Origin of the sequence: Miniimonas arenae (assembly GCF_006351005.1) — a bacterium.
GTDB classification, from domain to species: domain Bacteria; phylum Actinomycetota; class Actinomycetes; order Actinomycetales; family Beutenbergiaceae; genus Miniimonas; species Miniimonas arenae.
In genome coordinates this window covers 1-26,674 of the sequence record NZ_VENP01000031.1, presented here as the reverse complement: position 1 = coordinate 26,674, position 26,674 = coordinate 1, and the positions used below count along the sequence as shown (strand labels likewise).

Below are 26,674 nucleotides of genomic sequence, written 5' to 3'. Positions count from 1 at the left end.
AGAGGTCGTCAGAGCGAGAGCTGCTCCTTGACGACGGTCGCGAGGCGCTCCGCGGTGTCGGTGGCGCGGGCGGCCGTGTCGGCCTCGACCATGACCCGCACGAGCGGCTCGGTGCCCGAGGGCCGCAGCAGCACCCGCCCCGCGTCGCCCAGGTCGGCTGCCGCGGCGGCGACGGCCGCGGACAGCGTGGGGTCGGACTGCGCGCGCGTGCGGTCCACGCCGGAGACGTTGATGAGGACCTGCGGCAGGCGGCGCACGAACGAGGCCAGCTCGGCGAGCGGTCCCTCGCGCGCCACGAGCGCGGCGACCTGGAGCGCCGTGAGCGTCCCGTCCCCGGTGGTCGCGTGGTCGGACAGGATGATGTGCCCGGATTGCTCGCCGCCGAGGGAGTAGCCGCCGGCGCGCATCCGCTCGAGGACGTAGCGGTCCCCGACGGCCGTCTGCTCGACGGCGATGCCCTCGGCCCGCATCGCCTGCAGCAGCCCGAGGTTGCTCATCACGGTCACGACGAGGGTGTTGCGGGCGAGCCGGTCGCTGCGGTGCAGCGTCCGCGCCATGAGACCCATGATCTGGTCGCCGTCGACGAGGTTGCCGGACGCGTCCACCGCGAGGCAGCGGTCGGCGTCGCCGTCGAACGCGAATCCGAGGTCGGCGCCGGAGGCGACCACGGTCGCCTGGAGCTGCTCGGGGTGCGTGGAGCCGCACTTCTCGTTGATGTTGCGTCCGTCGGGCGAGGCGTTCACGACGACGACGTCGGCGCCCGCGTCACGCAGCGCGCGCGGCCCCACCTCGCTGGCCGCGCCGTTCGCGCAGTCCAGGGCGATCCGCAGGCCGTCCAGGGGGGTGTCGACGGTGTCGAGCAGGTGCTCGACGTACTCCTCACCGGACCGGCCCGAGTCGCGGCTGAGCCGCCCCACGGCCGGGCCGACCGGGCGCTCCCAGTCGGCGCCGAGCAGGCCGGCGATCTCGTCCTCGAGGTCGTCGGGCAGCTTGTGGCCGCCGCGGGACAGGAACTTGATCCCGTTGTCGGCCATCGGGTTGTGCGACGCCGAGACGACGACGCCGAGGTCGGCGTCACGCACGGCGGTCAGGTACGCGATCGCGGGGGTGGGCAGCACGCCCAGGTCGACCACGTCGACGCCGGCCGAGGCGAGCCCGGCCGCGAGCGCGGCGGACAGGAACTCCCCCGACGCGCGACCGTCGCGGCCGACCACGGCGCGCGCACGGTGGGACGGCGAGGACCCGGACCCCTCGAGGTCGCCTCGGTGCGCAGCCAGCACACGCGCCGCCGCGACGCCAAGCCCGAGCGCGAGCTCGGGCGTGACGTCGCGGTTCGCGAGCCCTCGGACGCCGTCGGTCCCGAAGATCCTCGCCACGTGCGAGATCAGCGCTTGCTGTACTGGGGGGCCTTGCGGGCCTTCTTGAGACCGGCCTTCTTGCGCTCGGTGACGCGGGCGTCACGGGTGAGGAAGCCGGCCTTCTTGAGCGCCGGGCGGTTCGCCTCGACGTCGATGCCGTTGAGCGCGCGGGCGATGCCCAGGCGCATGGCGCCGGCCTGACCGGACACGCCACCACCGTCGATGCGCGCGATCACGTCGAACCGGCCCTCGAGCTCGAGCAGCACGAACGGGCTGTTCACGAGCTGCTGGTGGAGCTTGTTCGGGAAGTAGTCCTCGAGCGTGCGCCCGTTCACGGTCACCTGGCCGGTGCCGGGGACGAGACGCACGCGGGCGACGGCCTCCTTGCGGCGACCCACGGCCTGACCCGGGGCGGTGATGCTCTGCCCGCGGTTCGAGGTCGCGAGCGGGGTCTCGGTGGTGTAGCTGCTGGGCGCGTTCTCGTCCAGCTCGTCGGTCAGAGGCTGAGCCACGATTCTCCTTGGATGTGTTTCTCTGGCGCTGCGGCGAAGTCGCGGGGCGACTACTGCGCGACCTGCGTCAGCTCGAAGGCCTGGGGCTGCTGAGCGGCGTGCGGGTGCTCGGCACCGGCGTACACCTTGAGCTTGCGCAGCTGCGCGCGCCCCAGCGAGTTCTTCGGGACCATCCCTGCCACGGCCTTCTCGACGGCGCGCTCGGGACGGGTGGCGAGGAGCTCGGCGTAGCTCGTCGCACGGAGGCCGCCCGGGTAGCCCGAGTGGCGGTAGGCGAACTTCTTCTCGGCCTTGGAGCCGGTGAGAGCCACCTTGTCGGCGTTGATCACGATGACGAAGTCACCGGTGTCGACGTGGTTGGCGAACGTCGCCTTGTGCTTGCCGCGCAGCAGGGACGCCACGTGGGTCGCGAGGCGCCCGAGGACGACGTCGGTCGCGTCCACGACGTACCAGGTGCGGTCGACGTCGGACGGCTTCGGGGTGAACGTACGCACAGTCGTAGCCTTCGTTTCGATGCAGGAGGCCCGAGGTCCGATGTACGCGGGCGTCGGCCTCGCGTGGCATCGCACCGGCGGAACCGATGGGTTGCGGCGTGTGCACCGGCGCCCGGGAACCTGGGCTCGGCCCTGGCTCTACTGAACTCCCCCCGCCCGACGGGCAGGGCTGTGCACAACGACGCTCCAGACTACCCCCGGCCGGCCGCGCGGTCAAAACCTCGGGAGGGCCGCCGGGGCGGCTGGCCGCCCCGTGTGTCCAGTGACACAGTAGGGACATGACCGAACGCACCGATCCCGAGCAGGCAGCCGAGCTCGACGGCGACCAGCTGGACGCCGCCGACACGCTGGAGCAGGTCGCCGTGGAGGACGTCCTCGACGAGGGCTACTCCCCCCAGGAGCGCGACACCCGCAGCCACTGGGGCGAGACGCCGCTGGAGGAGTCGCTCGGCGAACCCCTGGACTCCCGCCTCGCGCAGGAGGTCCCCGACACCTGGGACCACGCGCCGCGCGGACGCGAGAACGATCGCGCGGGCCGGCTCGAAGCGGTCGCGGAGGGCACGTGGGGCCAGGACTCCTACGCCCGCGACGCGGGTCTGGCCGGCGGCGCCGCGAGCGCCGAGGAGGCCGCGGTGCACACCGTGAGCCTGGACGACCTCGAGCGCATCGAGACCGCGGAGGCCGACGGCGAGGACCCGGTCTACGACGAGGCGGACTGACCCTCGCCCAGCGTGCGCACCGCCCGGGCGAGGCGGGCGCGCGCGGCGAGCTCGCCGTCGGGCGGGTAGCCCACCTCCTCCAGCACGAGGCCGTGCGCGGGGGCGACGGCGACCCCCGGGTCGCGCCGGACGGCGCGCAGCACGGCCAGTGGCCAGTCCACCTCGCGGCGCCCCTCCCCGACGGCGAGCAGCGCGCCCACGAGCGAGCGCACCATCGAGTGGCAGAACGCGTCCGCGCGCACGTGCACGACGGCGAGCCCGCCCTCGCGCACGACCCTCAGCTCCTGCAGCGTCCGGATCGTCGTGGCGCCCGCGCGGGGTTTGCAGTAGCCGAGGAAGTCGTGCTCGCCGAGCAGCGCGGCGCCGGCCCGTGCCATCGCGTCGACGTCGAGCGGGCGACGGTGCCGCAGGACCCAGGTGCGCCGCAGGGGGTCCGGGGCGACGCCGTCGTCGATCCGGTAGGCGTACCGCCGCCAGATCGCCGAGAACCGGGCGTCGAAGCCGGCCGGGGCGGTCGTCACCGCGCCGACGACGAGGTCCGTGGGCAGCACGCCGCCCAGGCGCGCGCGCAGGGCGTCGGGGGCGGTGCGGCTGCTGCGGCCGCGGACGGCGACGAGCGCCGCGGGGTCGACGTCGAGGTGCGCCACCTGGCCGCGCGCGTGCACGCCGGCGTCGGTGCGGCCCGCGACCGTGAGGCGGGCCGGCGTCCGCAGCACCGTCGCGAGGGCGTCCTCGAGGCAGCCCTGCACGGTGCGCAGGCCGGGCTGGGTGGCCCAGCCGGAGAAGGCGGTGCCGTCGTAGGCCACCGCGAGCCGCAGGCGCACGCCGGGCTGCGGCTCCGACGACGTCCCGGGCTCTGCGCCCGGCGCGCCCCCCGGCGTACTCCCCTCCTGGCTCACCCGGGCACCGTACCCTCATGGGTCATGGACGCCACGCTCGCGATCGACTGCGGCGGCGGCGGGATCAAGGCCTCCGTGCTGGACTCGGCCGGCACGCTGCGCGCGCCCGCCGTGCGCACGCCGACGCCCTACCCGCTCCCGCCGGACCGCCTCATCGGCGTCATCGTCGACCTCGCCGCGCAGCTCCCGCACGCCGACCGCGTGACGGTGGGCATGCCCGGGATGATCCGGCACGGCGTGGTGGTGAGGACGCCGCACTACGTGACCCGGTCCGGCCCGCGCACGCGCGTGCTGCCCGAGCTGGTCGAGGCGTGGTCGGGCTTCGACATCCAGGCGCACCTCGCGGACACGCTCGAGCGGCCCACCCTCGTGCTCAACGACGCCGAGGTGCATGGCGCCGGTGTGATCGCGGGCGCGGGGCTCGAGCTCGTCATCACGCTCGGCACCGGCCTCGGCAGCGCGCTGTTCGACGGCGGGCGCCTCGCGCCCCACCTTGAGCTCAGCCACGCCCCGGTCCGGTGGGGGCTGACGTACGACGGCTACATCGGCGAGCACGAGCGACTCCGGCTCGGCGACGCGCACTGGTCGCGGCGCGTGCGCACGGTGGTCGAGGCGCTCGAACCGGTGGTGCTGTGGGACCGGCTGTACATCGGCGGCGGCAACGGACGTCGGATCACCGCGACCACGCTCGCCCGGCTCGGCGACGACATCGTGGTGGTGCCGAACTCGGCGGGCATCGTGGGCGGCGTGCGGGCCTGGTCCCTGCAGCGCTGACCCCCGCGAGAGGGATTCCGTCCTTTCGCGAGAGGATTTCCGTCCTTTCGCGAGAGGATTTCCGTCCTTTCGCGAGAGGTTCTTCGCTAGAGCAGACTGCTGCCCGCCTCCCACGCCCGCCGCCCGGTCAGGGCGAGCAGGACCCGGCCCGCCACGTCGCCCCCGTCCTCCCCCGCCCGCACGGCGAGCTCGGTCAGCAGCCCGAGCGTCCTGCGCGCCGCCACGGCGGGCGGCGCCGGAGCGAGCCCCAGCGCGACGGCGAGGTCGCACCCGTGCACGGTCAGCTCCAGCGTGCGCGTGGGCAGGTAGTCCACCAGGCGAATGCCGCCCGCGATCGTCGTCGGCAGCTCCGAGCCGGTGCAGCGGTCGACGATCGTCCGGGCCTCGTCGGCCAGCGCCGCGAACGCGACGGCGGGGTCGGTCCCGAGCGCCCGGCCGGCCTCGACCCCGCGCTCGGCGACGCCGGCCTGCCGGGCGAGCTCCGCCGTCGCGCGGTAGTACGACGCCGCGTCCGGCACCGCGACCGACGCGGCGGGCCGAGCGAGGTACTCCGCCACGGTGCGGAACGAGCGCGAGAGGTGGCCGACGAGCGCACGGACGTCCCACACGCCCAGTCCGGGCTCCCCCCACCGGTCACCGACCTGGGCCACGAGGTCGACCGCCCACCCCGCCGCCGCCGCGTACGCGTCCCGTTCGCTGTCCCAGCCCGCCTCCGACGCCATGCTCGGACCCTAGGGCACCGGCCCCGGCTCATCCCCGGCGCGGTCGCCGTCGACCCTCCCGAGCGCGTCCAGCAGCGCCCGCGTGTACGCACGCGGCCGGTGCAGGCTCACGAGGTGGTGCGCGCGCCGCACGACCACCCACCGCGCGCGCCTCGCGGCCACCCGGCGGAAGGCGCGCTCGTCGATCCGGAAGTGGTCCCACTCCCCCTGCACGAACGTCACCGCGATGCCGCGGTCGAGCACCACCGCGAGGTCGGCGAGCGGGTCAAGCTCGCGCACCGCGAGCAGCGTCGGGACCTGGGCGGGCACGGCCACGCCGCCCGCGGCGATGTCGCGCGCACCGGCCACGCCGACGGCGAGCCGGGCGGCGACCTCGCTGACGCGGCGCGCACCGTCGCGCGGCAGCGCGGTGATCCCGCGCGAGAGTGCGACGAAACCCCCGTGCGCGAGCCCGCCGGTCAGTGCGGTGCACGAGGACAGCACGAGCGCCGCGGGCGGGTGCGTCGTGCGCGCCGCCCAGTGCAGCGCCACGTAGCCGCCCAGCGACAGGCCCACGACGGCGAGCCCACCCTCCCGCGCCACGCTCGCCTCAGCCGAGGCGCCGGTGAGGACCTCGTCGGCCGCCGCGAGCGTGAACGGGTCCCCCGCCCGGGTGCCGTGACCGGGAAGGTCGACGGCGACGGGACGGTAGCCCGCCGTCGTGAGCGCCGCGACCTGGTGGCGCCACATCGACGCGGAGGTGCGCACGCCGTGCACGAGAACCACCCGGGGCGAGCCGACCCGGGTGACCCGGGACGCGACGAGGCCCGGACCCCGAAGGGTCCGGGCCTCGTCGGCGGCCGTCATGCGGCCAGTGTGCCGCACGGGTCACTTGGTGTCGTCGGCGTCCTTCTCGGCGGGAACGTCCTCGGCGGGAACGTCCTGGGCCTCGGCCGGCGCGGCCTCGACCTCGGCGGTCTCCACGGGAGCCTCCTCGACGGGAGCGTCCTCGGCCTCGGCCGGAGCGGCCTCGACCGGAGCAGCAGCCTTCTTGGGCGCGTCCTTCTTGGCGGCGCGCTTGGTGGCGGCCGTCGCCTCGGCGACCGTGGCCTGCTTCGGGCTGAGCGGCTCGAGCACGAGCTCGATCACGGCCATGGGCGCGTTGTCGCCCTTGCGCGGACCGATCTTCGTGATCCGCGTGTAGCCGCCCGGGCGGTCGGCGACGAGCGGCGCGATCTCGGTGAAGAGCTCGTGCACGACGCCCTTGTCCTTCACGACCGTGAGGACGCGACGGCGAGCGGCGAGGTCACCGCGCTTGGCGAACGTCACGAGACGCTCGGCGAGCGGACGCAGGCGCTTGGCCTTGGCCTCCGTCGTGGTGATGCGACGGTGCTCGAACAGCGACGTGGCCAGGTTGCCGAGCAGCAGACGCTCGTGCGCCGGTCCGCCACCGAGGCGGGGGCCCTTGGTGGGCGTAGGCATGGTGTCTCCTTTGGTTCAGCGGGCGAGCGCCGTACCGGTTGCAGGGTGGGTCAGTTGTAGGTGTCGTCGCTGAAGTCGATGTCGCCGTCGTAGGCGTCGACGACCAGGGACGGGTCGAAGTCGATCGGGGAGTCCTTGAGCGCCAGGCCGAGGCTCGCGAGCCGCTCCTTGACCTCCACGATCGACTTCTGGCCGAAGTTGCGGATGTCCAGGAGGTCCGCCTCGCTGCGCGCGACGAGCTCGCCCACCGTGTGGATGCCCTCTCGCTTGAGGCAGTTGTAGGACCGGATCGTGAGGTCGAGGTCCTCGATCGGCAGCGCGAGGTCCTGCGCCAGCTCGACGTCGGTCGGCGACGGGCCGATCTCGATGCCCTCGGCGGAGGAGTTCAGCTCACGGGCGAGGCCGAAGAGCTCCACGAGCGTCTTGCCGGCGGACGCCACGGCGTCGCGCGGGCTGATCGCGTGCTTGGTCTCGACGTCGACGATGAGGCGGTCGAAGTCGGTGCGCTGCTCGACGCGGGTCGCCTCGACCTTGTACGTCACCTTGAGCACCGGCGAGTAGATCGAGTCGATCGGGATGCGGCCGATCTCGGCGTCGAACGCCTTGTTCTGCGCCGCGGAGACGTAGCCGCGGCCACGCTCGACCGTGAGCTCGATCTCGAGCTTGCCCTTGCCGTTGACCGTGGCGAGGTGCAGGTCGGGGTTGTGGATCTCCACCCCGGCCGGCGGGGTGATGTCACCGGCGGTGACCGTCCCCGGGCCCTGCTTGCGCAGGTACATCACGACGGGCTCGTCGTTCTCCGAGGAGACGACGATGTTCTTGATGTTGAGGATGATCTCGGTGACGTCCTCCTTGACACCCTCGACGGTGGAGAACTCGTGCAGCACGCTGTCGAAGCGGATGCTGGTCACGGCGGCACCGGGGATCGAGGACAGCAGCGTGCGCCGCAGCGAGTTGCCGAGCGTGTAGCCGAAGCCGGGCTCGAGGGGCTCGATGACGAAGCGCGAGCGGAACTCGCTGACGACCTCTTCGGTCAGGGTGGGGCGCTGTGCGATGAGCACGGGCGGTCATTCCTTCCTTCGGCGTCCGCTATATGACGCCGTCCGGGAGCCGTCCGCGGGCGCGCGGACGGCGATGGGTCCGCCGGCCGGGCACGAGGCCCGGCCGGCGAGAGGATCAGACGCGGCGACGCTTCGGCGGCCGGACCCCGTTGTGCGCCTGCGGCGTCACGTCGGAGATCGAGCCGACCTCGAGGCCGGTGGCCTGGAGCGAGCGGATCGCGGTCTCGCGGCCCGAGCCCGGGCCCTTCACGAAGACGTCGACCTTCTTCATGCCGTGCTCCTGCGCGCGGCGGGCGGCGGCCTCGGCGGCGAGCTGGGCGGCGAACGGGGTCGACTTGCGCGACCCCTTGAAGCCGACCTGGCCCGAGGAGGCCCACGCGATCACGGCACCCGTGGGGTCCGTGATCGACACGATCGTGTTGTTGAAGGTCGACTTGATGTAGGCGTGGCCGTGGGAGACGTTCTTCTTCTCCTTGCGGCGCGTCTTGCGAGCGCCGGACGCAGCGGCGCGAGTCTTGGGAGGCATGCTGTTCCTTCGTCGAGGTCGTCGGACCGGGTCCCGCCCGAGGGCGGGTCACCGGCTACTTGCGACCGGCCTTCTTCTTGCCGGCCACGGTCCGCTTGGGACCCTTGCGAGTACGCGCGTTGGTCTTCGTGCGCTGGCCGCGCACCGGGAGGCCGCGGCGGTGACGCAGACCCTCGTACGAACCGATCTCCACCTTGCGACGGATGTCAGCGGCGACCTCGCGGCGAAGGTCACCCTCGGTCTTGTAGCTGCCCTCGATGTGGTCACGAAGCGCGACGAGTTCGGCGTCACCGAGGTCGCGCACGCGCAGGTCCGGGCTCAGGCCGGTTGCGGCGAGGGTCTCGGCCGCGCGAGTACGGCCGATGCCGTAGATGTAGGTGAGTGCAACCTCGAGCCGCTTCTCGCGGGGGAGGTCGACTCCGACAAGACGTGCCATGTGCGGTGTTCTCCGTCACGGGAGTCCGGAGGTCGGTCGACGCACCGTCCCACGGGCCGTGGGCCCCGGCCTCCGGACCGGGGGGTCGCCCCTCGCGGGGCGGGTGGTGCATCGCTGGCGGCGTGACTGCCGCCGGTGCCGGCGTGGCCGGCGGGTGGATCGGGCGCAGCGGCCCGACCGGTCAGCGGGGGCTACTCAGCCCTGACGCTGCTTGTGGCGCAGGTTCTCGCAGATCACCATGACGCGACCGTGCCGGCGGATGACCTTGCACTTGTCGCAGATCGGCTTGACGCTGGGCTTGACCTTCATGATCGTTCCTTGCCGCCGCGCGCCCTGGCGGGCGACGGCTTGCTCGTTGCGGGGTGGCTTACTTGTAGCGGTAGACGATCCGGCCACGGGACAGGTCGTACGGCGTGAGCTCCACCACGACGCGGTCCTCCGGCAGGATCCGGATGTAGTTCTGGCGCATCTTGCCCGAGATCATCGCGAGCACCTTGTGCCCGTTGCTGAGCTCCACGCGAAACATCGCGTTCGGGAGCGCCTCGACCACGACGCCCTCGATCTCGATGACACCGTCCTTCTTCCCCATGTCCTCCGCTTACTCCTCGGGCTGGTCCTGCATGATGTGGCGACGAGGCGGAATCCCGCTCGACGCCGCCGCGTGCGCGGCTGCATCACGATCGGATGGTCGTGGGTGCGGTTCGCGTCGCGTCCAGCCGTTTACGGCACGCGAACCCAACGAGACATCATACGGCACGGGCCGAAATGCCCCAAACGACGCCGGCTCCGCGCACCCGAGTCACGAGGGGCCCGCGTGGAGTGCTCAGGCGGTCGCTCCCCCGTGCGCGCGCAGCGCGTCGAGGATCGCGTCCGTGATCGCGGCGACCTCGCCCGTCCCGGTGACCGGGACGTGCAGGCCGCGCTCGGCGTAGGTCGCCGCGAGCGGCGCGGTCTGCTCGTGGTACAGGTCGAGGCGACGACGGATCACCTCGGCCGTGTCGTCGGCGCGACCCTCCACCGCAGCCCGGTGGGCGAGCCGCTCGAGCAGCTCCTCGGTGGGCACCTCCAGCTCGATCACGGCGTCGAGCGCGACGCCGTGCTCGGCGAGGATCGCGTCCAGCTCGGTGACCTGCGCCGCGTTGCGGGGGTACCCGTCCAGCAGGAACCCGCCGGCGGCATCGGGCTGGGCGAGGCGGTCGCGCACCATCGCGTTGGTGACCTCGTCCGGCACGAGCTCACCGCGGTCGGAGTAGGAGCGGGCGAGCTGCCCGAGCTCCGTGCCGCCCTTGATGTTCGCGCGGAAGATGTCCCCCGTCGAGATCGCCGGGATGCCCAGCGCCTCGGCGATGCGCGCCGCCTGGGTGCCCTTGCCCGACCCCTGCGGGCCCATGATGACGAGACGGCTCACTTGAGGATCCCTTCGTAGTGGCGCTGCTGGAGCTGGGAGTCGATCTGCTTCACAGTCTCCAGGCCGACACCCACGATGATCAGCAGCGACGTGCCGCCGAACGGGATGTTCGAGATGCCGAGCAGCACGAAGGCGAGCGTCGGGATGAGCGCCACGAGCACGAGGTAGATCGAGCCTGCGGACGTGACGCGGTTGATCACGTAACGCAGGTACTCCGCCGTCGGGCGCCCGGCGCGGATGCCGGGGACGAAGCCGCCGTACCGCTTCATGTTGTCGGCGACCTCGTCCGGGTTGAACGTGATCGACGTGTAGAAGAACGCGAAGAACAGGATCAGCAGGGCGAACGTGATGAGGTAGAACGGCGAGGCCGGCGTGGCGAAGTGCCGCAGGATCCACTGCACCCAGCCCGCGTTCTGGTCCCCGAACTGCGCCAGCAGCGTGGGCAGCATGAGGATCGAGCTCGCGAAGATCACCGGGATCACGCCGGCCATGTTGATCTTGATCGGGATGTAGGTGCTGGTCCCGCCGTACACCCGACGCCCGACCATCCGCTTGGCGTACTGCACCGGGATCCGGCGCTGGGACTGCTCGACGAACACCACGACGGCGATGAGCAGCAGCGCGAGGAGCACCACGAGCAGGAAGGTCATGAACCCGCCCTGCGCGTTGGCCACGGTCCAGAGAGCGGCCGGGAACGACGCGGCGATCGAGATGAAGATGAGGAGCGACATGCCGTTGCCGACGCCGCGCTCGGTGATGAGCTCGGCGAGCCACATCACCAGGCCCGTGCCGGCCGTCATCGTGAGGATCGCCAGCAGGATCGTCACGGCCGAGTCGTCGGAGATCACGGGGATGGTTCCGCCGGCCTCACCGCACCCGCCGAAGAGCACACCGGTGCGCGCCGTCGTGATGATGGTGGTGGCCTGCAGGATCGCGAGGAAGATCGTGAGGTAGCGGGTGTACTGCGTGAGCTTCGCGGTACCCGCCTGGCCCTCCTTGTGCAGGGCCTCGAAGTGGGGGATCACCACGCGCAGGAGCTGCACGATGATGCTCGCCGTGATGTACGGCATGATCCCGAGCGCGAACACGGACAGCTGCAGCAGCGCACCGCCCGAGAAGAGGTTGATGAGGCCGAGGACGTCGTTGTCCGCGGACGCCGAGACACAGGTCTGGACGTTGGCGTAGTTCACTCCCGGGGTCGGCAGGAACGAGCCGATGCGGAAGATCACGATGATGCCCATCGTGAAGAGCAGCTTGCGCCGCAGGTCGGGCGTGCGGAACGCCTGAGCGAATGCCCTGAGCACACTTCCTCCAGGTCGCTGGACCGGGCACCTCCTGGCGCCCGGAGGGACGACGAACGGGTGGCGACGCTGCTGGAGCGTCGCCACCCGTGATCGTCAGGCCTGCGTCACCGAACCGCCGGCGGCCTCGATCTTCTCCTTGGCGGAGGCCGAGACCTTGTCGACCGTGACCTGGAGGGCCACGCCGCCCAGGTCGCCGTCGCCGAGGACCTTGACCGGGCGGTTGGCGCGCACGGCGCCCTTCGCCACGAGGTCCTCGACGCTCACGGCGCCACCCTGCGGGAACAGGGCGGCGAGCCGCTCGACGTTGACGACCTGGTACTCGGTCCGGAACGGGTTGGTGAACCCGCGGAGCTTGGGCAGCCGCATGTGCATCGGCATCTGCCCACCCTCGAACCCGGCAGGAACCTGGTAGCGCGCCTTGGTGCCCTTGGTACCGCGGCCCGCCGTCTTGCCCTTCGAGCCCTCACCACGACCGACGCGCGTCTTGGCCGTGTTCGAGCCGGGCGCGGGGCGCAGGTGGTGGAGCTTGAGCGTCGCGCCCGCCTGGGGAGCGTCGGCCGGAGCCTGCTCCTTGGCGGCCGCCTTCTTGGCCTCAGCCATCAGTCGACCTCCTCGACCTTCACCAGGTGGGAAACCACCTGGATCATGCCGCGCACCTGCGGGGAGTCCTCGTAGACGGCCGTGCGGCCGATCTTGCCGAGGCCCAGCGTGCGCAGCGTCTCACGCTGCTTGTGCTTGCCGCCGATGGCGGAGCGGGTCTGGGTGATCTCGAGCGAAGCCATCACGCCACCCCCACCTGCGTCTTGGCCGCAGCCTCGGCGCGCGCCTGGGCCTGGGCCCGCAGCAGCGGGGCCGGGACGACGTCCTCGACCGGCAGGCCACGACGGGCCGCGACGGCCTCGGGCTGCTCGAGCGAACGGAGCGCCGCGACGGTCGCGTGCACGATGTTGATCGCGTTCGACGAGCCGAGCGACTTGCTCAGCACGTCGTGGATGCCGGCGCAGTCCAGGACCGCGCGGACGGGACCGCCCGCGATGACCCCGGTACCCGGCGAGGCGGGACGCAGGAACACGACGCCCGCGGCGGCCTCACCCTGCACGATGTGCGGGATGGTGCGGCCGATGCGGGGCACGCGGAAGAAGTTCTTCTTGGCCTCCTCGACGCCCTTCGCGATCGCGGCGGGCACCTCCTTGGCCTTCCCGTAGCCGACACCGACGGTGCCGTCGCCGTCGCCCACGACCACGAGGGCCGTGAAGCTGAAGCGGCGTCCACCCTTGACGACCTTCGCGACGCGGTTGATCGTCACGACGCGCTCGACGAACTGGTTGCGCTCGGCCTCGCGGGCGTTGCGGTCGCCGCGACCACCACGGTCGTTGCGGCGCTCGCCGCGTCCACCGCGGTCGTTCGAGCGGTCGTTCTCGTTGCCGCCGGCCGCGCCGGCAGTCCTGCTGCGCTGCGGTGCAGCCATCAGACGTTCCTCTCCTGCTTCTGGGTCATCACAGCGTCAGGCCTCCCTCGCGGGCGCCGTCGGCGACGGCTGCGACGCGACCGTGGTAGGCGTTGCCACCCCGGTCGAACACCGCCACGGTGACGCCGGCGGCGGCAGCGCGCTTGGCCACCAGGCCGCCGACGACCTTCGCCTTGTCGACCTTGGCGTCGGTGTTGGCGCGCAGGTCGGCCTCGAGCGTCGAGGCCGAGGCGATCGTGGTGCCGGTGGAGTCGTCCACGAGCTGCGCGACGATGTGCCGCGCGCTGCGGGTGACGACCAGGCGCGGACGCTCGGACGTGCCGGCGATGCGCTTGCGCAGCCGGAGGTGGCGGCGCTGACGCGCCGTGGCCTTGGACTTCCCGGCCGACTTGATGGAGACAGCCATGGTCACTTACCAGCCTTTCCGACCTTGCGGCGGACCTGCTCGCCCGCGTACCGCACGCCCTTGCCCTTGTAGGGCTCCGGCTTGCGGATCTTCCTGATGTTGGCGGCGACCTCGCCCACCTGCTGCTTGTCGATGCCCACGACCGAGAACTTGGTCGGGGACTCGACGGCGAAGGTGATGCCCTCCGGCGCCTTGACGGTGACCGGGTGGCTGAAGCCGAGCGCGAACTCGAGGTCGCTGCCCTTGGCCGCCACGCGGTAACCGGTGCCGACGATCTCGAGCTTCTTCTCGTAGCCCTCGGTGACGCCCGTGACCAGGTTGGCCAGCAGCGTCCGGGTGAGGCCGTGGAGCGACCGCGCGGTGCGCTCGTCGTTCTCACGGGTCACCACGAGGGTGCCGTCGGTGTGCTCGACCGTAATGGTCGAGGGGATCGTGTGCGCCAGCGTGCCCTTGGGGCCCTTGACCGTCACGACGCCGTCGGCGAGCGTGACGTCGACGGCGGCGGGAACCACGACCGGGACCTTTCCGATGCGCGACATGGTTCTCCTCCTTTACCAGACGTAGGCGAGGACTTCCCCACCCACGCCCTTCGTTGCCGCCTGACGGTCCGTCAGCAGACCCGAGGAGGTGGACAGGATCGCCACCCCGAGGCCGCCGAGCACCTGGGGCAGGTTGGTCGACTTGGCGTACACCCGCAGACCGGGCTTGGACACCCGGCGCACGCCGGCGAGCGAGCGCTCGCGGTGCGGGCCGTACTTGAGGGACAGCACGAGGTTCTTGCCGACCTCGGCGTCCTCGACGCGCCACCCCGAGATGTAGCCCTCCGCCTGGAGGATCTCGGCGATGCGCGACTTGAGCTTCGAGTACGGCATGGTCACCGACTCGTGGTACGCGGAGTTCGCGTTGCGCAGACGCGTGAGCATGTCTGCGATCGGGTCTGTCATCGTCATCGGGCCTTCGCCCTTCCTCGCCGTGGTTTCCCCCACCTCAGCGGGTGGGGAACCTGCGGCGTAGTCGTGTTACCAGCTGCTCTTGGTGATGCCCGGGAGCTGACCCGCCAGGGCCATCTCGCGCAGGCAGATGCGGCACAGGCCGAACTTGCGGTACACCGAGCGGGGACGCCCGCAGCGGTTGCACCGCGTGTACGCGCGGACGCCGAACTTCGGCTTCGCGGCGGCCTTCTGCACCAGGGCGGTCTTCGCCATGTCAGTTCTCCTTGAACGGGAAGCCGAGGCGGCGCAGCAGCGACCGGCCCTCGTCGTCGGTCGTCGCGGTGGTCACCACGGTGATGTCCATGCCGCGCACGCGGTCGATCGAGTCCTGGTCGATCTCGTGGAACATCGACTGCTCGGTGAGCCCGAACGTGTAGTTCCCGCGACCGTCGAACTGCTTGGGCTCCAGCCCGCGGAAGTCACGGATGCGCGGGAGCGCGATCGACAGCAGCCTGTCCACGAACTCCCACATCCGGTCACCGCGCAGCGTGGTGTGCGCGCCGATCGGCTGACCCTCGCGCAGCTTGAACTGCGCGATGGACTTGCGGGCCTTGGTGACCTGCGGCTTCTGACCCGTGATGAGCGACAGGTCGCGCACGGCGCCGTCGATGAGCTTGGAGTCGCGCGCGGCGTCCCCCACACCCATGTTCACCACGACCTTGACGAGGCCGGGGACCTGCATGACGTTCGCGTACGCGAACTCCTCGCGCAGGGCGGGGACGATCTCCTCGCGGTAGCGGGTCTTCAGCCGCGGAGCGACCTTCTCCTCCGCGACCGTCTCCTGAAGCGTCTCGGTCATCTCACACGTCCTTACCGGAGCGCTTCGCGACGCGCACCCGAACGGTGCGCTTGCGGCCGTCGCGCTCGACTTCCTCGGTGCGGTAGCCCACCCGGGTGCCCTTCTTGGTCTCCGGGTCGACCAGCATCACGTTGCTGATGTGGATCGGGGCCTCGACGGTCTCGATGCCACCGGTGCGGGACCCGCGCTGGGTCTGCGACACCTTGGTGTGCTTCGTGACGCGGCGGACGCCCTCGACCACGATGCGGTTGCTCTCCGTGAGCACCTCGAGCACGCGGCCCTGCTTGCCACGGTCGTTACGGCTGCCGGAGATCACGACGACGAGGTCGCCCTTCTTGATCTTCGCCATCTCTCAGATCACCTCCGGGGCGAGCGACACGATGCGCATGAACTTCTTGTCACGCAGCTCGCGGCCCACCGGGCCGAAGATGCGGGTACCACGAGGCTCGCCGTCGGCCTTGAGGATGACGGCCGCGTTCTCGTCGAAGCGGATGTAGGAACCGTCGGCACGACGGCGCTCCTTGCGGGTACGAACCACCACGGCCTTGACGACGTCGCCCTTCTTGACGTTGCCGCCGGGGATGGCGTCCTTGACGGTGGCGACGATGACGTCACCGATGCCGGCGTAGCGACGGCCCGAACCGCCGAGAACGCGGATGCAGAGGATCTCCTTCGCACCCGTGTTGTCGGCGACCTTGAGTCGCGACTCCTGCTGGATCATGAAACTGCTCCTGTCGTCGTGCCGGTTCTCGGCAGCTGCTCGAGGCAACCACCAGCCTGGCCGAACGGATATTGACTGGTCAGCGGGCCTTCTCGAGGATCTCCACCACACGCCACCGCTTGGTGGCGGACAGCGGCCGCGTCTCCATGATGAGGACGAGGTCGCCGATGCCGGCCACCTGCTCCTCGTCGTGCGCCTTCACCTTGGTGGTGCGGCGGATGACCTTGCCGTAGAGCGGGTGCTTGACCCGGTCCTCGAGCTCGACCACGACGGTCTTGGTCATCTTGTCGCTGACGACGTAGCCCTGCCGCGTCTTGCGGTAGTTCCGGTCACCACCGTGCCCGAGGTGGTCCTCGGTGCTCTCGACGGCCTGAACCGTCTCGTCCTTCGCCATTGCTTCCTCGCTCACTTCACGCTCGTCGGAGCGGTACGGATGCCGAGCTCACGCTCGCGCAGGATCGTGTAGATCCGGGCGATGTCGCGACGGACCTCCTTGAGCCGGCCGTGGCTCTCCAGCTGACCGGTCGCCGAGGCGAACCGGAGGTGGAAGAGCTCGTCCTTGGCCTTGCGGAGCTCGGCGACGAGACGCTCGTCGTCCATGCCGTCCAGCTCGGATGCCTGCAGGTCCTTCGAACCCACTGCCATCACAGGTCACCACCCTCGCGCCGCACGAAGCGGGTCTTCATCGGGAGCTTGTGCTGGGCGCGGCGCATGGCCTCGCGAGCCAGCGGCTCAGGAACGCCGGCGAGCTCGAACAGCATCCGGCCGGGCTTGATGTTGGCGATCCACCACTCCACGGAGCCCTTGCCGGAACCCATGCGGGTCTCGGCCGGCTTCTTGGTGAGCGGGCGGTCGGGGTAGACGTTGATCCACACCTTTCCGCCACGCTTGATGTGACGGGTCATCGCGATACGAGCCGCCTCGATCTGGCGGTTCGTGAGGTACCCGCCCTCGACGGCCTGGATGCCGAAGTCGCCGAACGAGATCGCGGTGCCGCCCGTGGCGGCCCCCGTGCGACGGGGGTGGTGCTGCTTGCGGTGCTTGGTCCGCCGTGGGATAAGCATGGTGCTCAGCCCTCCGTTCCGGTGCCTGCCGAGGCCTCCGCAGCGGCCGGAGCCGCCTGGGCCTCGTCGCGACGGCCACGCGGGCGGTCGGAACCGCGCCGCGGACGGGGAGCCTGACCGGCCTGCTCGGCCGCGTACTCGCGCTCCGTCTGGTCGCCCTTGTAGATCCACACCTTCACGCCGATGCGGCCGAAGGTGGTACGAGCCTCGAAGAAGCCGTAGTCGATGTTCGCGCGCAGCGTGTGCAGCGGGACGCGACCCTCGCGGTAGAACTCCTTGCGGCTCATCTCGGCGCCGCCGAGACGGCCCGCGCACTGCACCCGGATGCCCTTGGCACCCGCGCGCTGCGCGGACTGGATGCCCTTGCGCATGGCGCGACGGAACGCGACACGGCTGGCGAGCTGCTCGGCGATGCCCTGCGCGACGAGCTGGGCGTTGAGCTCGGGGTTGGTGGCCTCGAGGATGTTGAGCGTGACCTGCTTGCCGGTGAGCTTCTCCAGCTCACCGCGCAGACGCTCGGCCTCGGCGCCACGGCGACCGATGACGATGCCAGGACGCGCGGTGTAGAGCGTCACGGACACGCGGTCACGCGTGCGCTCGATCTGCACCTTGGCGATGCCGGCGCGCTCGAGACCGGTGGTCAGGAGCTTGCGGATCTGCACGTCCTCGCGCACGAAGTCGCGGTAGCGCTGACCCGGCTTGGTCGAGTCCGCGAACCACTTGGAGCGGTGCTCGGTGGTGATGCCGAGCCGGAACCCGAGCGGGTTGACCTTCTGACCCATCAGCGAGCCCCTTCCTTCGACGCCACGATCACCGTGATGTGGCTGGTGCGCTTGAGGACGCGGTTGGCACGACCCTGAGCGCGCGGACGGATCCGCTTCAGGGTCGGGCCCTCGTCGACGAACGCCTCCGCGATGACGAGCTCGCTCGGGTCGAACCGCTCGCTGGCGGCATCGGCCTTCACGCGAGCGTTCGCGATCGCGCTCGAGACGAGCTTGCGCACGTCGACCGCCACCGCCTGCGGGGCGAACCCGAGCTGGGCCACGGCCTCCTCGGCTCGCTTGCCACGGATGGTGTCCACGACGCGGCGAGCCTTCTGGGGCGTGACGCGGACGTACCGCGCCTGCGCCTTGGCTTCCATGTGTCTGTCCTTCTTCTCTGGCCGTCAGGGCTCCGCGTGCTGACCGAGGTCAGCGGCGGCGCGCCTTCCGGTCGTCCTTGTCGTGTCCACGGTAGGTACGCGTCGGGGCGAACTCACCGAGCTTGTGCCCGACCATCGACTCGGTCACGAAGACCGGGACGTGCTTGCGGCCGTCGTGCACCGCGAACGTGTGGCCGAGGAAGTCCGGCGTGATCATCGAGCGGCGCGACCACGTCTTGATGACGTTCTTCGTGCCCTTCTCGTTCTGCACGTCCACCTTCTTCTGCAGGTGGCCGTCGACGAACGGGCCCTTCTTCAGGCTGCGAGGCATGCTCCGTACTCCCTATCAGCGCTTCTTGCCGGTACGCCGACGGCGCACGATGAGCTTGTCGCTCGGCTTGCCCGGGCGACGGGTGCGGCCCTCGGGCTGACCCCAGGGGCTGACCGGGTGGCGCCCACCGGAGGTCTTGCCCTCACCACCACCGTGCGGGTGGTCGACCGGGTTCATGGCGACACCACGGACGGTGGGGCGCTTGCCCTTCCAGCGCATGCGGCCGGCCTTGCCCCAGTTGATGTTCGACTGCTCGGCGTTGCCGACCTCGCCGACCGTCGCGCGGCAGCGCACGTCGACGTTGCGGATCTCGCCGGACGGCATGCGCAGCTGGGCGTAGGGGCCGTCCTTCGCGACGAGCTGCACCGAGACGCCGGCGGACCGGGCGATCTTGGCGCCGCCGCCGGGACGCAGCTCCACGGCGTGGATGACCGTACCGGTGGGAATGTTGCGCAGCGGCAGGTTGTTGCCGGGCTTGATGTCGGCCCCGGGCCCCTGCTCGATGCGGTCACCCTGCTGCAGACGGTTCGGCGCGATGATGTAGCGCTTCTCGCCGTCGGCGTAGTGCAGCAGCGCGATGCGCGCCGTGCGGTTCGGGTCGTACTCGATGTGCGCGACCTTGGCGGGCACGCCGTCCTTGTCGTGACGACGGAAGTCGATCACGCGGTAGGCGCGCTTGTGACCGCCACCCTTGTGGCGGGACGTCACGCGGCCGGTGGAGTTGCGGCCGCCGCTCTTGGAGAGCGGGCGGACCAGCGACTTCTCAGGCTCCGACCGGGTGATCTCGACGAAGTCGGCGACGGACGAACCGCGCCGGCCCGGCGTCGTCGGCTTGTACTTACGGATTCCCATGACTCAGCAGTCCTTCTTCCTCGGCCGGGGGCTCAGGCGCCGGTGCCGAAGATGTCGATCGAGCCCTCGCGCAGCGTGACGATCGCGCGCTTGGTGTCCTTGCGCTTGCCGAGGCCGTTACGCGTCCGACGGGTCTTGCCCGGTCGGTTCATCGTGTTGACGTCGGCGACCTTCACGCCGAACACCTGCTCGACCGCGATCTTGATCTCGGTCTTGTTGGCGTCCGGGTGGACGAGGAACGTGTACTTGCCCGCGTCGAGCAGGCCGTAGCTCTTCTCGGACACGACCGGCGCGAGCAGGATGTCGCGGGGGTCCTTCCCGACGGTGGCGCTCACTTGGCGTCCTCCTTCACGTCAGCGGGGCCCCCGGCGTTCGCGAGGAACGCCTCGAGCGCGGCCGAGGTGAACACGACGTCGTCGTTGACGAGGACGTCGTAGGTGTTCAGCTGGTCGGGCGTGATGAGGTGCACCTCGGGGGCGTTGCGCAGGCTCAGCCAGGCGAGGTCCTCCCCGCGCGACACGACCGTGAGGACGCGCGCCGAGGCGGTCGCGGAGCGGAGCGTGGCCAGCGCGTCCTTGGTGGACGCGACGTCGGTCACGAAGCCGGAGACCACGTGCACGCGGCCCGCGCGAGCGCGATCCGAGAGCGCGCCCCGCAGGGCGGCGGCCTTCATCTTCTTGGGGGTGCGCTGGCTGTAGTCGCGCGGCACGGGACCGTGCACGACGCCACCGCCGGCGAACTGAGGAGCGCGGGTCGAGCCCTGACGGGCGCGGCCGGTGCCCTTCTGCTTGTAGGGCTTCTTGCCGCCGCCGCGAACCTCGCCGCGCGTCTTGGTCTTGTGCGTGCCCTGGCGCGCCGCAGCGAGCTGGGCGACGACGACCTGGTGGATCAGCGGGACGTTGGTCGTCACGTCGAACACCTCGGCGGGCAGCTCGGCCGTGCCGGACTTCGCGCCCCCGGCGTCGATGACGTCGATGGTGGTCATCTCAGGCTCCCTTCACTGCGGAGCGGACGACGACGAGCGAGCCCTTGGCGCCGGGCACCGAGCCCGCGACCAGCAGCAGACCGGCCGCCGCGTCGACGGAGTGGATCGTGAGGTTGTGGACGGTCTTGCGGGCGTTGCCCATCCGACCGGCCATCCGAAGGCCACGGAACACGCGCGACGGCGTGGAGGCGCCACCGATCGAGCCCGGCTTGCGGTGGTTGCGGTGCGCACCGTGCGAGGCGCCGACACCGGAGAAGCCGTGGCGCTTCATGACGCCGGCGGTGCCCTTGCCCTTCGTGGTGCCGATGACGTCGACGCGCGCGCCGGCCTCGAACACCTCGGCGGTCAGCTCCTGACCGGGGGCGAAGTCGGCGGCGTCCGCCGTGCGGACCTCCGCGACGTGGCGACGCGGCGTGAGGCCGGCCTTGGCAAAGTGGCCCTTGACGGGCTGGGTGACCTTGCGCGGGTCGATCTGGCCGAAGGCCAGCTGGACGGCGGAGTACCCGTCCGTCTCCGGCGTGCGCACGGCCGAGACGACGTTGGTCCCGACCTGGACGACGGTGACGGGCACGAGCTTGCCGGCACCGTCCCAGACCTGGGTCATCCCGAGCTTCGTCCCGAGCAGCGCCGTCACGGCGGACGCGGCGGAAGTGGTGGAAGTCATGATCGGAACCTCTACAGCTTGATCTCGATGTTGACGTCGGCCGGCAGGTCGAGACGCATGAGCGAGTCGACGGCCTTGGGCGTCGGGTCGATGATGTCGATGAGGCGCTTGTGGGTGCGCATCTCGAAGTGGTCGCGGCTGTCCTTGTACTTGTGCGGAGAACGGATCACGCAGAACACGTTCTTCTCGGTCGGCAGCGGCACCGGGCCCACCACCGTCGCACCGGCCCGGGTCACCGTGTCGACGATCTTGCGCGCCGAGCTGTCGATGACCTCGTGGTCGTAGGACTTGAGCCGGATGCGGATCTTCTGTCCCGCCATGGCTGTCTGACTCTCTCTCGTCGTTACCGCTCGTTGAACTGCTTGACCGACCCCCGCGCTCGGGCGTGTCGCCGTTGCGACCTACCCCAGCGCCGCGCACTCGCGCAGCGAGTCGGTACTCGAGTCGGGGTCTGTGGCCCGTCGGCCCGGGGGCCGAGAACCGCGATGGCTGCCGGGTCGAGACCCGAGCGCACCGCGCGGACTGCTCCGACCGACTCTGTCGAGCCGCTCGTCGCGGTGCCCAGCGCGCACGCACGAGCCTCGTTCCCACGAGGCAACCTGGACAGTCTGCCACATCCCCCGGGATCGCGCCACTCGGGACGGGCCAGCGGCCGACCGTGCGCCGCCTCGCAGGGGTGAGATCGACCACGCCCCGGCGCGAGGGCCCCCCGCAGGGCCGGCCCGACACGGCGCGAGGGCCCGGCGGCAGTCGTGCCGCCGGGCCCTCGCCCGGTCGCGACGCTCAGTGCGCCGCACACCCCCTCGCGGGGGTCGGGGTCACTTGAGGATCTTGGTGACCGTGCCCGAACCGACCGTGCGGCCACCCTCGCGAATGGCGAAGCCCTGGCCCTCCTCGAGGGCGATCGGCTGGATGAGCTCGACCGTCATCTCGGTGGTGTCGCCGGGCAGGACCATCTCGGTGCCCTCGGGCAGCGAGATGACGCCGGTGACGTCGGTGGTGCGGATGTAGAACTGCGGACGGTAGTTCGTGTAGAAGGGGTTGTGGCGGCCGCCCTCCTCCTTCTTCAGGATGTAGGCCTGGCCCACGAACTGCGTGTGCGGGGTGACCGAGCCGGGCTTCACGACGACCTGGCCGCGCTCGACGTCGTCACGCTTGGTGCCGCGCAGGAGCAGACCGCAGTTCTCGCCGGCCCACGCCTCGTCCATCTGCTTGTGGAACATCTCGATGCCGGTGACAGTGGTCTTCTGCGGGGAACGCAGACCCACGATCTCGACCTCGGAGTTGATCGGCAGCTTGCCGCGCTCGACCTTGCCGGTCACGACGGTGCCGCGGCCGGTGATGGTGAAGACGTCCTCGATCGGCATGAGGAACGGCTTGTCCATGTCACGCACGGGCTCCGGGACGTTCTCGTCCACGGCGTCCATGAGCTCCTCGACGGTCTTGACCCACTCCGGGTCACCCTCGAGGGCCTTGAGGCCGGAGACGCGCACGACCGGCGCGTTGTCGCCGTCGAAGCCCTGCGCGGACAGCAGCTCACGGACCTCCATCTCGACGAGCTCGAGGATCTCCTCGTCGTCGACCATGTCGGACTTGTTGAGCGCGACGAGCAGGTACGGCACGCCGACCTGCTTGGCGAGCAGCACGTGCTCACGCGTCTGGGCCATCGGGCCGTCGGTCGCCGCGACCACCAGGATGGCGCCGTCCATCTGCGCCGCACCGGTGATCATGTTCTTGATGTAGTCGGCGTGACCGGGAGCGTCGACGTGCGCGTAGTGCCGCGCGGCCGTCTGGTACTCCACGTGCGCGATGTTGATCGTGATGCCGCGCTGCTTCTCCTCGGGCGCCTTGTCGATCTCGTCGAAAGGCGTGAAGGGGTTCAGGTCCGGGAACTTGTCGTGCAGGACCTTGGAGATGGCAGCGGTCAGCGTCGTCTTGCCGTGGTCGACGTGACCGATCGTGCCGATGTTGACGTGCGGCTTGGTCCGCTCGAACTTGGCCTTCGCCACTTCGTTCCTCCTGGAACTCGGGTAGTTGCTTCACCGGGCAGGTGTCCTGCTGGCGGTGTCCCTACGGGTCGGTTGGTGAATCGGGTGGAGCTGACGCCCCGTGGGACTACTCGCCCCGGGTCTTCTTGATGATCTCCTCGGCGACGTTCCGAGGAACCTCGGCGTAGCTGTCGAACTGCATCGAGTACACCGCGCGACCCTGGGTCTTCGACCGCAGGTCGCCGATGTAGCCGAACAGCTCCGACAGCGGCACCAGTGCGCGGACAACCTTAACGCCCGACGCGTCGCTCATCGACTGGATCTGGCCACGCCGGGAGTTCAGATCGCCGATGACGTCACCCATGTACTCCTCGGGCGTGCGCACCTCGACGTCCATGAGCGGCTCGAGGAGCACGGGGTCCGCCTTGCGGACACCCTCCTTGAGCACCATCGAGCCGGCGATCTTGAAGGCCATCTCCGAGGAGTCGACCTCGTGGTAGGCGCCGTCGATCAGCGTCGCCTTGACCCCGACGAGCGGGTAGCCCGCGAGCACGCCGGCCTGCAGCGCGTCCTGGATGCCGGCGTCCACGCTGGGGATGTACTCGCGCGGCACGCGACCACCGGTCACGGCGTTGACGAACTCGTACATCTGGCCGTCGGTCGTGTCCAGCGGCTCGAAGGTCACCTGGACCTTGGCGAACTGGCCGGACCCACCGGTCTGCTTCTTGTGCGTGTAGTCGACCTTCTCCACCTTGCGGCGGATGGTCTCGCGGTAGGCGACCTGCGGCTTGCCGACGTTCGCCTCGACCTTGAACTCGCGCCGCATGCGGTCCACGAGGATGTCGAGGTGGAGCTCGCCCATGCCCTTGATCACGGTCTGGCCGGTGTCCTGGTCGAGCTGGACCTGGAACGTCGGGTCCTCCTCGGCCAGCTTCTGGATGGCCACGGAGAGCTTCTCCTGGTCACCCTTCGTCTTCGGCTCGATCGCGACCTCGATGACCGGGTCCGGGAACGTCATGGACTCGAGCACGATCGGGTTCGCGATGTCGCAGAGCGTGTCACCGGTGGTGACGTCCTTCAGCCCGATGAACGCGTAGATGTGACCGGCAGTCGCGCTGTCGATCGGGATCTCCTTGTTCGCGTGCATCTGGAACAGCTTGCCCACGCGCTCCTTCTTGCCCTTCGTCGCGTTGAGCACCTGCTGGCCCGGGGTGACCGAGCCGGAGTAGATGCGCACGAACGTGAGCTTGCCGAAGAACGGGTGCACGGCGATCTTGAACGCGAGCGCGGAGAACGGGTCGTCGACCGACGGGTGACGCTCGAGGATCTTCTCCTCGTCGCGCACGTCGTGGCCCTCGACGGCCGGCACGTCCAGCGGGGACGGCAGGTAGTCGACCACCGCGTCGAGCATGGGCTGGACGCCCTTGTTCTTGAACGCCGAACCGCACAGCACCGGGTAGGCCTGCGAGGAGACCGTGAGCTTGCGGATGCCGGCCTTGAGCTCCGCGACCGTCAGCTCCTCGCCGCCGAGGTACTTCTCGATGAGGTCCTCGGACGTCTCGGCGACGGCCTCGACGAGCGCGGCGCGGTACTCCTCGGCCTTGGCCTGGAGGTCGGCCGGGATCTCCTCGACCGTGTAGTTCGCACCCATGGCGGTCTCGCCGCGCCAGAGCAGCGCACGCATCTCGACCAGGTCGACGACGCCCTCGAAGTCGCTCTCGGACCCGATCGGCAGCTGGATGACCAGCGGCTTCGCGCCGAGGCGGGAGACGATGGTGTCGACGGTGAAGTAGAAGTCGGCGCCCAGCTTGTCCATCTTGTTGACGAAGCAGATGCGCGGCACGTCGTACTTGTCGGCCTGACGCCACACGGTCTCGGACTGGGGCTCGACACCCTCCTTGCCGTCGAAGACGGCGACGGCACCGTCGAGCACGCGCAGCGAGCGCTCGACCTCGACCGTGAAGTCGACGTGACCCGGCGTGTCGATGATGTTGATCTGGTTGTCGTTCCAGAAGCAGGTCACGGCGGCCGACGTGATCGTGATGCCGCGCTCCTTCTCCTGCTCCATCCAGTCGGTCGTCGAGGCGCCGTCGTGCGTCTCGCCGATCTTGTAGTTACGGCCGGTGTAGTACAGGATCCGCTCGGTCGTCGTCGTCTTGCCGGCGTCGATGTGCGCCATGATGCCGATGTTGCGGACCTTGTTCAGGTCGGTCAGCACGTCGAGTGCCACAGATGCTCTCTTCTTTCGTGACGAGCAGGGAGGGTGGCCGCGGCAGCGGCCCGGAGGGGTGGTCGGCGGCCCGGCGCCCCCGAGGAGGCGCCGGGCACCGAATCACCAGCGGTAGTGCGCGAAGGCCCGGTTCGACTCGGCCATCTTGTGCACGTCCTCGCGGCGCTTCACCGCGGCACCGAGGCCGTTGGAGGCGTCGAGGATCTCGTTCATGAGGCGCTCGGTCATGGTCTTCTCGCGACGCTGGCGCGAGTAGTCCACGAGCCAGCGCATCGCGAGCGCGGTCGCGCGGGCGGGACGGACCTCGATCGGCACCTGGTAGGTCGAGCCACCGACGCGGCGGGACTTGACCTCGAGCGACGGGCGGACGTTGTCGAGCGCGCGCTTGAGCACGACGGCGGGGTCACCCTGCGTCTTCTCGCGCACACCCTCGAGGGCGTCGTAGACGATGCGCTCCGCGACGGACTTCTTGCCGTCGAGCAGGACGCGGTTGACGAGCTGCGTGACCGTCGGCGAGCCGTAGACCGGGTCGATGACGATGGGGCGCTTCGGAGCGGGACCCTTACGAGGCATTACTTCTTCTCCTTCTTGGCGCCGTAACGGCTGCGCGCCTGCTGACGCCCGCGCACGCCCTGCGTGTCGAGTGCGCCACGCACGATCTTGTAGCGGACACCGGGAAGGTCCTTCACACGGCCGCCGCGCACGAGCACGATCGAGTGCTCCTGGAGGTTGTGGCCGACGCCGGGAATGTACGCCGTGACCTCGATGCCCGAGGAGAGCTTCACGCGCGCCACCTTGCGGAGGGCGGAGTTCGGCTTCTTCGGGGTCGTGGTGTACACGCGCGTGCAGACACCGCGGCGCTGGGGCGAACCCTTGAGCGCCGGCGTCTTGGTCTTGCTGGCCTTCGCCGTCCGGCCCTTGCGGACCAGCTGCTGAATAGTGGGCACTGCGTCTCCGTCTTCGAAGGGGTGACTTCGTGGTCTGCCGTACGGACCGGCCCTCGCATCGAGCGCACGCCACCGCGCGCACACTCGTCCCCAGCCGTGGCTGGTCGAGGCAGCGCCGGTGGCAGAGCCACTCAGTGAGACCGGGCTCCGACCCCTGAGGGGAACCGTGATGAGCCGGTGTCACGCGCACGCAAAGGGCCCGAACGTGCGGGCACCGCAGACGAGGTTACCCTCCAGCGCGCCCGAGGTCAACCGCGGCGCCCTGTGCGCCCGCCAGTCGGACGCCACCGCTCCCCCGCCGCGGCGGCAAAGGGCCCGACGGCGAACCTCGCCTCCGCGCACCGGCCACCGCTCCCCCGCCGTCAGCACGACGCACGACGCACGACGGCGGGCCGTCACCGTGAAGGTGACG

41 protein-coding genes are annotated in these 26,674 nt (G+C 70.5%); 2 read left to right on the top strand and 39 right to left on the bottom strand.

Annotated elements, in window-relative coordinates; genetic code table 11:
• Positions 1–8: 8 nt before the first annotated feature.
• From glmM to rplM, 3 genes are read right to left on the bottom strand one after another with little or no spacing between them, the layout of a single operon-like run.
• Positions 9–1,376, bottom strand: coding sequence for a phosphoglucosamine mutase (gene glmM, locus FH969_RS09265; protein WP_108719225.1), 1,368 nt, complete (start codon positions 1,374–1,376; stop codon positions 9–11).
• A gap of 8 nt (positions 1,377–1,384) precedes the next feature.
• Positions 1,385–1,870: a 30S ribosomal protein S9 gene (gene rpsI / locus FH969_RS09260; protein ID WP_108719224.1), complete on the bottom strand. Its 486-nt coding sequence runs from the start codon at positions 1,868–1,870 to the stop codon at positions 1,385–1,387.
• 50 nt (positions 1,871–1,920) lie between these two features.
• Positions 1,921–2,364, bottom strand: coding sequence for a 50S ribosomal protein L13 (gene rplM, locus FH969_RS09255; protein WP_108719223.1), 444 nt, complete (start codon positions 2,362–2,364; stop codon positions 1,921–1,923).
• A gap of 278 nt (positions 2,365–2,642) precedes the next feature.
• On the opposite strand from rplM, the gene FH969_RS09250 reads away from it, so the two are divergent.
• The gene (locus FH969_RS09250; RefSeq protein WP_108719222.1) at positions 2,643–3,083 is read left to right on the top strand and encodes a DUF5709 domain-containing protein; all 441 of its coding nucleotides are present in this window, start codon (positions 2,643–2,645) and stop codon (positions 3,081–3,083) included.
• On the opposite strand, the gene truA is transcribed toward FH969_RS09250, so the two are convergent.
• On the bottom strand, positions 3,065–3,982 hold the full coding sequence (gene truA, locus FH969_RS09245) for a tRNA pseudouridine(38-40) synthase TruA (RefSeq protein ID WP_139987047.1): 918 nt from the start codon (positions 3,980–3,982) through the stop codon (positions 3,065–3,067). The genes FH969_RS09250 and truA overlap by 19 nt on opposite strands.
• A 24-nt stretch (positions 3,983–4,006) precedes the next feature.
• On the opposite strand from truA, the gene FH969_RS09240 reads away from it, so the two are divergent.
• Positions 4,007–4,756 (top strand): ROK family protein, encoded by a 750-nt coding sequence (locus FH969_RS09240; protein ID WP_108719220.1) that lies wholly within the window; start codon positions 4,007–4,009, stop codon positions 4,754–4,756.
• A gap of 86 nt (positions 4,757–4,842) precedes the next feature.
• Here the strand turns inward: FH969_RS09240 and FH969_RS09235 are convergent, their stop codons facing one another.
• The 35 genes from FH969_RS09235 to rpsL form a co-directional block, all read right to left on the bottom strand.
• The gene (locus FH969_RS09235) at positions 4,843–5,478 is read right to left on the bottom strand and encodes a maleylpyruvate isomerase N-terminal domain-containing protein (RefSeq protein WP_139987046.1); all 636 of its coding nucleotides are present in this window, start codon (positions 5,476–5,478) and stop codon (positions 4,843–4,845) included.
• Between the two features lie 9 nt (positions 5,479–5,487).
• Positions 5,488–6,324, bottom strand: a complete 837-nt coding sequence (locus FH969_RS09230) for an alpha/beta hydrolase (RefSeq protein ID WP_108719218.1) — start codon at positions 6,322–6,324, stop codon at positions 5,488–5,490.
• Between the two features lie 21 nt (positions 6,325–6,345).
• Positions 6,346–6,939 carry a 50S ribosomal protein L17 gene (gene rplQ, locus FH969_RS09225; protein ID WP_108719217.1) on the bottom strand — a complete coding sequence of 198 codons (594 nt, stop codon included), beginning with the start codon at positions 6,937–6,939 and terminating at the stop codon, positions 6,346–6,348.
• 50 nt (positions 6,940–6,989) lie between these two features.
• The gene (locus tag FH969_RS09220; protein ID WP_108719216.1) at positions 6,990–8,000 is read right to left on the bottom strand and encodes a DNA-directed RNA polymerase subunit alpha; all 1,011 of its coding nucleotides are present in this window, start codon (positions 7,998–8,000) and stop codon (positions 6,990–6,992) included.
• A 115-nt stretch (positions 8,001–8,115) separates the two neighbouring features.
• The gene (gene rpsK / locus FH969_RS09215; RefSeq protein ID WP_108719215.1) at positions 8,116–8,526 is read right to left on the bottom strand and encodes a 30S ribosomal protein S11; all 411 of its coding nucleotides are present in this window, start codon (positions 8,524–8,526) and stop codon (positions 8,116–8,118) included.
• A 55-nt stretch (positions 8,527–8,581) separates the two neighbouring features.
• Positions 8,582–8,962 carry a 30S ribosomal protein S13 gene (gene rpsM, locus FH969_RS09210; RefSeq protein ID WP_108719214.1) on the bottom strand — a complete coding sequence of 127 codons (381 nt, stop codon included), beginning with the start codon at positions 8,960–8,962 and terminating at the stop codon, positions 8,582–8,584.
• 195 nt (positions 8,963–9,157) lie between these two features.
• On the bottom strand, positions 9,158–9,271 hold the full coding sequence (rpmJ, locus tag FH969_RS09205; protein ID WP_015883600.1) for a 50S ribosomal protein L36: 114 nt from the start codon (positions 9,269–9,271) through the stop codon (positions 9,158–9,160).
• Between the two features lie 58 nt (positions 9,272–9,329).
• Complete coding sequence (gene infA / locus FH969_RS09200) at positions 9,330–9,551, bottom strand: translation initiation factor IF-1 (protein ID WP_098468162.1); 222 nt, start codon at positions 9,549–9,551, stop codon at positions 9,330–9,332.
• 234 nt (positions 9,552–9,785) lie between these two features.
• Positions 9,786–10,370: an adenylate kinase gene (locus tag FH969_RS09195; RefSeq protein WP_281285360.1), complete on the bottom strand. Its 585-nt coding sequence runs from the start codon at positions 10,368–10,370 to the stop codon at positions 9,786–9,788.
• Positions 10,367–11,674, bottom strand: a complete 1,308-nt coding sequence (secY, locus tag FH969_RS09190; protein WP_108719213.1) for a preprotein translocase subunit SecY — start codon at positions 11,672–11,674, stop codon at positions 10,367–10,369. The genes FH969_RS09195 and secY overlap by 4 nt, the downstream gene beginning before the upstream one ends.
• A gap of 93 nt (positions 11,675–11,767) precedes the next feature.
• Positions 11,768–12,274 carry a 50S ribosomal protein L15 gene (rplO, locus tag FH969_RS09185; protein WP_108719212.1) on the bottom strand — a complete coding sequence of 169 codons (507 nt, stop codon included), beginning with the start codon at positions 12,272–12,274 and terminating at the stop codon, positions 11,768–11,770.
• Positions 12,274–12,456: a 50S ribosomal protein L30 gene (rpmD, locus tag FH969_RS09180; RefSeq protein WP_108719211.1), complete on the bottom strand. Its 183-nt coding sequence runs from the start codon at positions 12,454–12,456 to the stop codon at positions 12,274–12,276. Before rpmD ends, rplO begins: the two co-directional genes overlap by 1 nt.
• Positions 12,456–13,142 (bottom strand): 30S ribosomal protein S5, encoded by a 687-nt coding sequence (rpsE, locus tag FH969_RS09175; protein WP_108719210.1) that lies wholly within the window; start codon positions 13,140–13,142, stop codon positions 12,456–12,458. Before rpsE ends, rpmD begins: the two co-directional genes overlap by 1 nt.
• A 28-nt stretch (positions 13,143–13,170) precedes the next feature.
• Positions 13,171–13,548 (bottom strand): 50S ribosomal protein L18, encoded by a 378-nt coding sequence (gene rplR, locus FH969_RS09170; RefSeq protein WP_108719209.1) that lies wholly within the window; start codon positions 13,546–13,548, stop codon positions 13,171–13,173.
• Positions 13,549–13,550: 2 nt separating this feature from the next.
• Complete coding sequence (gene rplF, locus FH969_RS09165) at positions 13,551–14,087, bottom strand: 50S ribosomal protein L6 (RefSeq protein WP_108719208.1); 537 nt, start codon at positions 14,085–14,087, stop codon at positions 13,551–13,553.
• Between the two features lie 12 nt (positions 14,088–14,099).
• A complete protein-coding gene (gene rpsH, locus FH969_RS09160; protein WP_108719207.1) occupies positions 14,100–14,498 on the bottom strand; it encodes a 30S ribosomal protein S8 in 399 nt (132 codons plus the stop codon).
• A 69-nt stretch (positions 14,499–14,567) separates the two neighbouring features.
• Positions 14,568–14,753 carry a type Z 30S ribosomal protein S14 gene (locus FH969_RS09155; protein ID WP_108719206.1) on the bottom strand — a complete coding sequence of 62 codons (186 nt, stop codon included), beginning with the start codon at positions 14,751–14,753 and terminating at the stop codon, positions 14,568–14,570.
• A gap of 1 nt (position 14,754) precedes the next feature.
• Positions 14,755–15,339, bottom strand: coding sequence for a 50S ribosomal protein L5 (gene rplE / locus FH969_RS09150; RefSeq protein ID WP_108719205.1), 585 nt, complete (start codon positions 15,337–15,339; stop codon positions 14,755–14,757).
• 1 nt (position 15,340) lies between these two features.
• Positions 15,341–15,688 carry a 50S ribosomal protein L24 gene (gene rplX, locus FH969_RS09145; protein ID WP_108719204.1) on the bottom strand — a complete coding sequence of 116 codons (348 nt, stop codon included), beginning with the start codon at positions 15,686–15,688 and terminating at the stop codon, positions 15,341–15,343.
• A 3-nt stretch (positions 15,689–15,691) separates the two neighbouring features.
• Complete coding sequence (rplN, locus tag FH969_RS09140; protein WP_108719203.1) at positions 15,692–16,060, bottom strand: 50S ribosomal protein L14; 369 nt, start codon at positions 16,058–16,060, stop codon at positions 15,692–15,694.
• A 79-nt stretch (positions 16,061–16,139) separates the two neighbouring features.
• Positions 16,140–16,454 (bottom strand): 30S ribosomal protein S17, encoded by a 315-nt coding sequence (rpsQ, locus tag FH969_RS09135; RefSeq protein ID WP_108719202.1) that lies wholly within the window; start codon positions 16,452–16,454, stop codon positions 16,140–16,142.
• 11 nt (positions 16,455–16,465) lie between these two features.
• Positions 16,466–16,705 carry a 50S ribosomal protein L29 gene (gene rpmC, locus FH969_RS09130; RefSeq protein ID WP_108719201.1) on the bottom strand — a complete coding sequence of 80 codons (240 nt, stop codon included), beginning with the start codon at positions 16,703–16,705 and terminating at the stop codon, positions 16,466–16,468.
• On the bottom strand, positions 16,705–17,124 hold the full coding sequence (gene rplP / locus FH969_RS09125; protein ID WP_108719200.1) for a 50S ribosomal protein L16: 420 nt from the start codon (positions 17,122–17,124) through the stop codon (positions 16,705–16,707). The genes rpmC and rplP overlap by 1 nt, the downstream gene beginning before the upstream one ends.
• 5 nt (positions 17,125–17,129) lie before the next feature.
• Entirely contained in the window at positions 17,130–17,906 is a 777-nt protein-coding gene (rpsC, locus tag FH969_RS09120) for a 30S ribosomal protein S3 (protein WP_108719199.1), read from the bottom strand.
• Entirely contained in the window at positions 17,906–18,265 is a 360-nt protein-coding gene (gene rplV, locus FH969_RS09115; RefSeq protein WP_108719198.1) for a 50S ribosomal protein L22, read from the bottom strand. Before rplV ends, rpsC begins: the two co-directional genes overlap by 1 nt.
• Before the next feature lie 49 nt (positions 18,266–18,314).
• Complete coding sequence (gene rpsS, locus FH969_RS09110; protein ID WP_108719197.1) at positions 18,315–18,596, bottom strand: 30S ribosomal protein S19; 282 nt, start codon at positions 18,594–18,596, stop codon at positions 18,315–18,317.
• 15 nt (positions 18,597–18,611) lie between these two features.
• Positions 18,612–19,448 carry a 50S ribosomal protein L2 gene (gene rplB, locus FH969_RS09105; RefSeq protein WP_108719196.1) on the bottom strand — a complete coding sequence of 279 codons (837 nt, stop codon included), beginning with the start codon at positions 19,446–19,448 and terminating at the stop codon, positions 18,612–18,614.
• A gap of 32 nt (positions 19,449–19,480) precedes the next feature.
• Positions 19,481–19,783, bottom strand: coding sequence for a 50S ribosomal protein L23 (rplW, locus tag FH969_RS09100; RefSeq protein WP_108719195.1), 303 nt, complete (start codon positions 19,781–19,783; stop codon positions 19,481–19,483).
• Positions 19,780–20,433, bottom strand: a complete 654-nt coding sequence (rplD, locus tag FH969_RS09095) for a 50S ribosomal protein L4 (protein WP_108719194.1) — start codon at positions 20,431–20,433, stop codon at positions 19,780–19,782. Before rplD ends, rplW begins: the two co-directional genes overlap by 4 nt.
• A 1-nt stretch (position 20,434) precedes the next feature.
• A complete protein-coding gene (rplC, locus tag FH969_RS09090) occupies positions 20,435–21,097 on the bottom strand; it encodes a 50S ribosomal protein L3 (RefSeq protein ID WP_108719193.1) in 663 nt (220 codons plus the stop codon).
• 11 nt (positions 21,098–21,108) lie between these two features.
• Positions 21,109–21,417, bottom strand: coding sequence for a 30S ribosomal protein S10 (gene rpsJ / locus FH969_RS09085; RefSeq protein ID WP_015883628.1), 309 nt, complete (start codon positions 21,415–21,417; stop codon positions 21,109–21,111).
• Positions 21,418–21,915: 498 nt separating this feature from the next.
• The gene (gene tuf, locus FH969_RS09080; protein ID WP_108719192.1) at positions 21,916–23,106 is read right to left on the bottom strand and encodes an elongation factor Tu; all 1,191 of its coding nucleotides are present in this window, start codon (positions 23,104–23,106) and stop codon (positions 21,916–21,918) included.
• A 106-nt stretch (positions 23,107–23,212) separates the two neighbouring features.
• Entirely contained in the window at positions 23,213–25,315 is a 2,103-nt protein-coding gene (gene fusA, locus FH969_RS09075) for an elongation factor G (protein WP_108719191.1), read from the bottom strand.
• A 102-nt stretch (positions 25,316–25,417) separates the two neighbouring features.
• Positions 25,418–25,888 (bottom strand): 30S ribosomal protein S7, encoded by a 471-nt coding sequence (gene rpsG / locus FH969_RS09070; protein ID WP_108719190.1) that lies wholly within the window; start codon positions 25,886–25,888, stop codon positions 25,418–25,420.
• Positions 25,888–26,262, bottom strand: coding sequence for a 30S ribosomal protein S12 (gene rpsL, locus FH969_RS09065; RefSeq protein WP_108719189.1), 375 nt, complete (start codon positions 26,260–26,262; stop codon positions 25,888–25,890). Before rpsL ends, rpsG begins: the two co-directional genes overlap by 1 nt.
• Between the last annotated feature and the right edge of the window lie 412 nt (positions 26,263–26,674).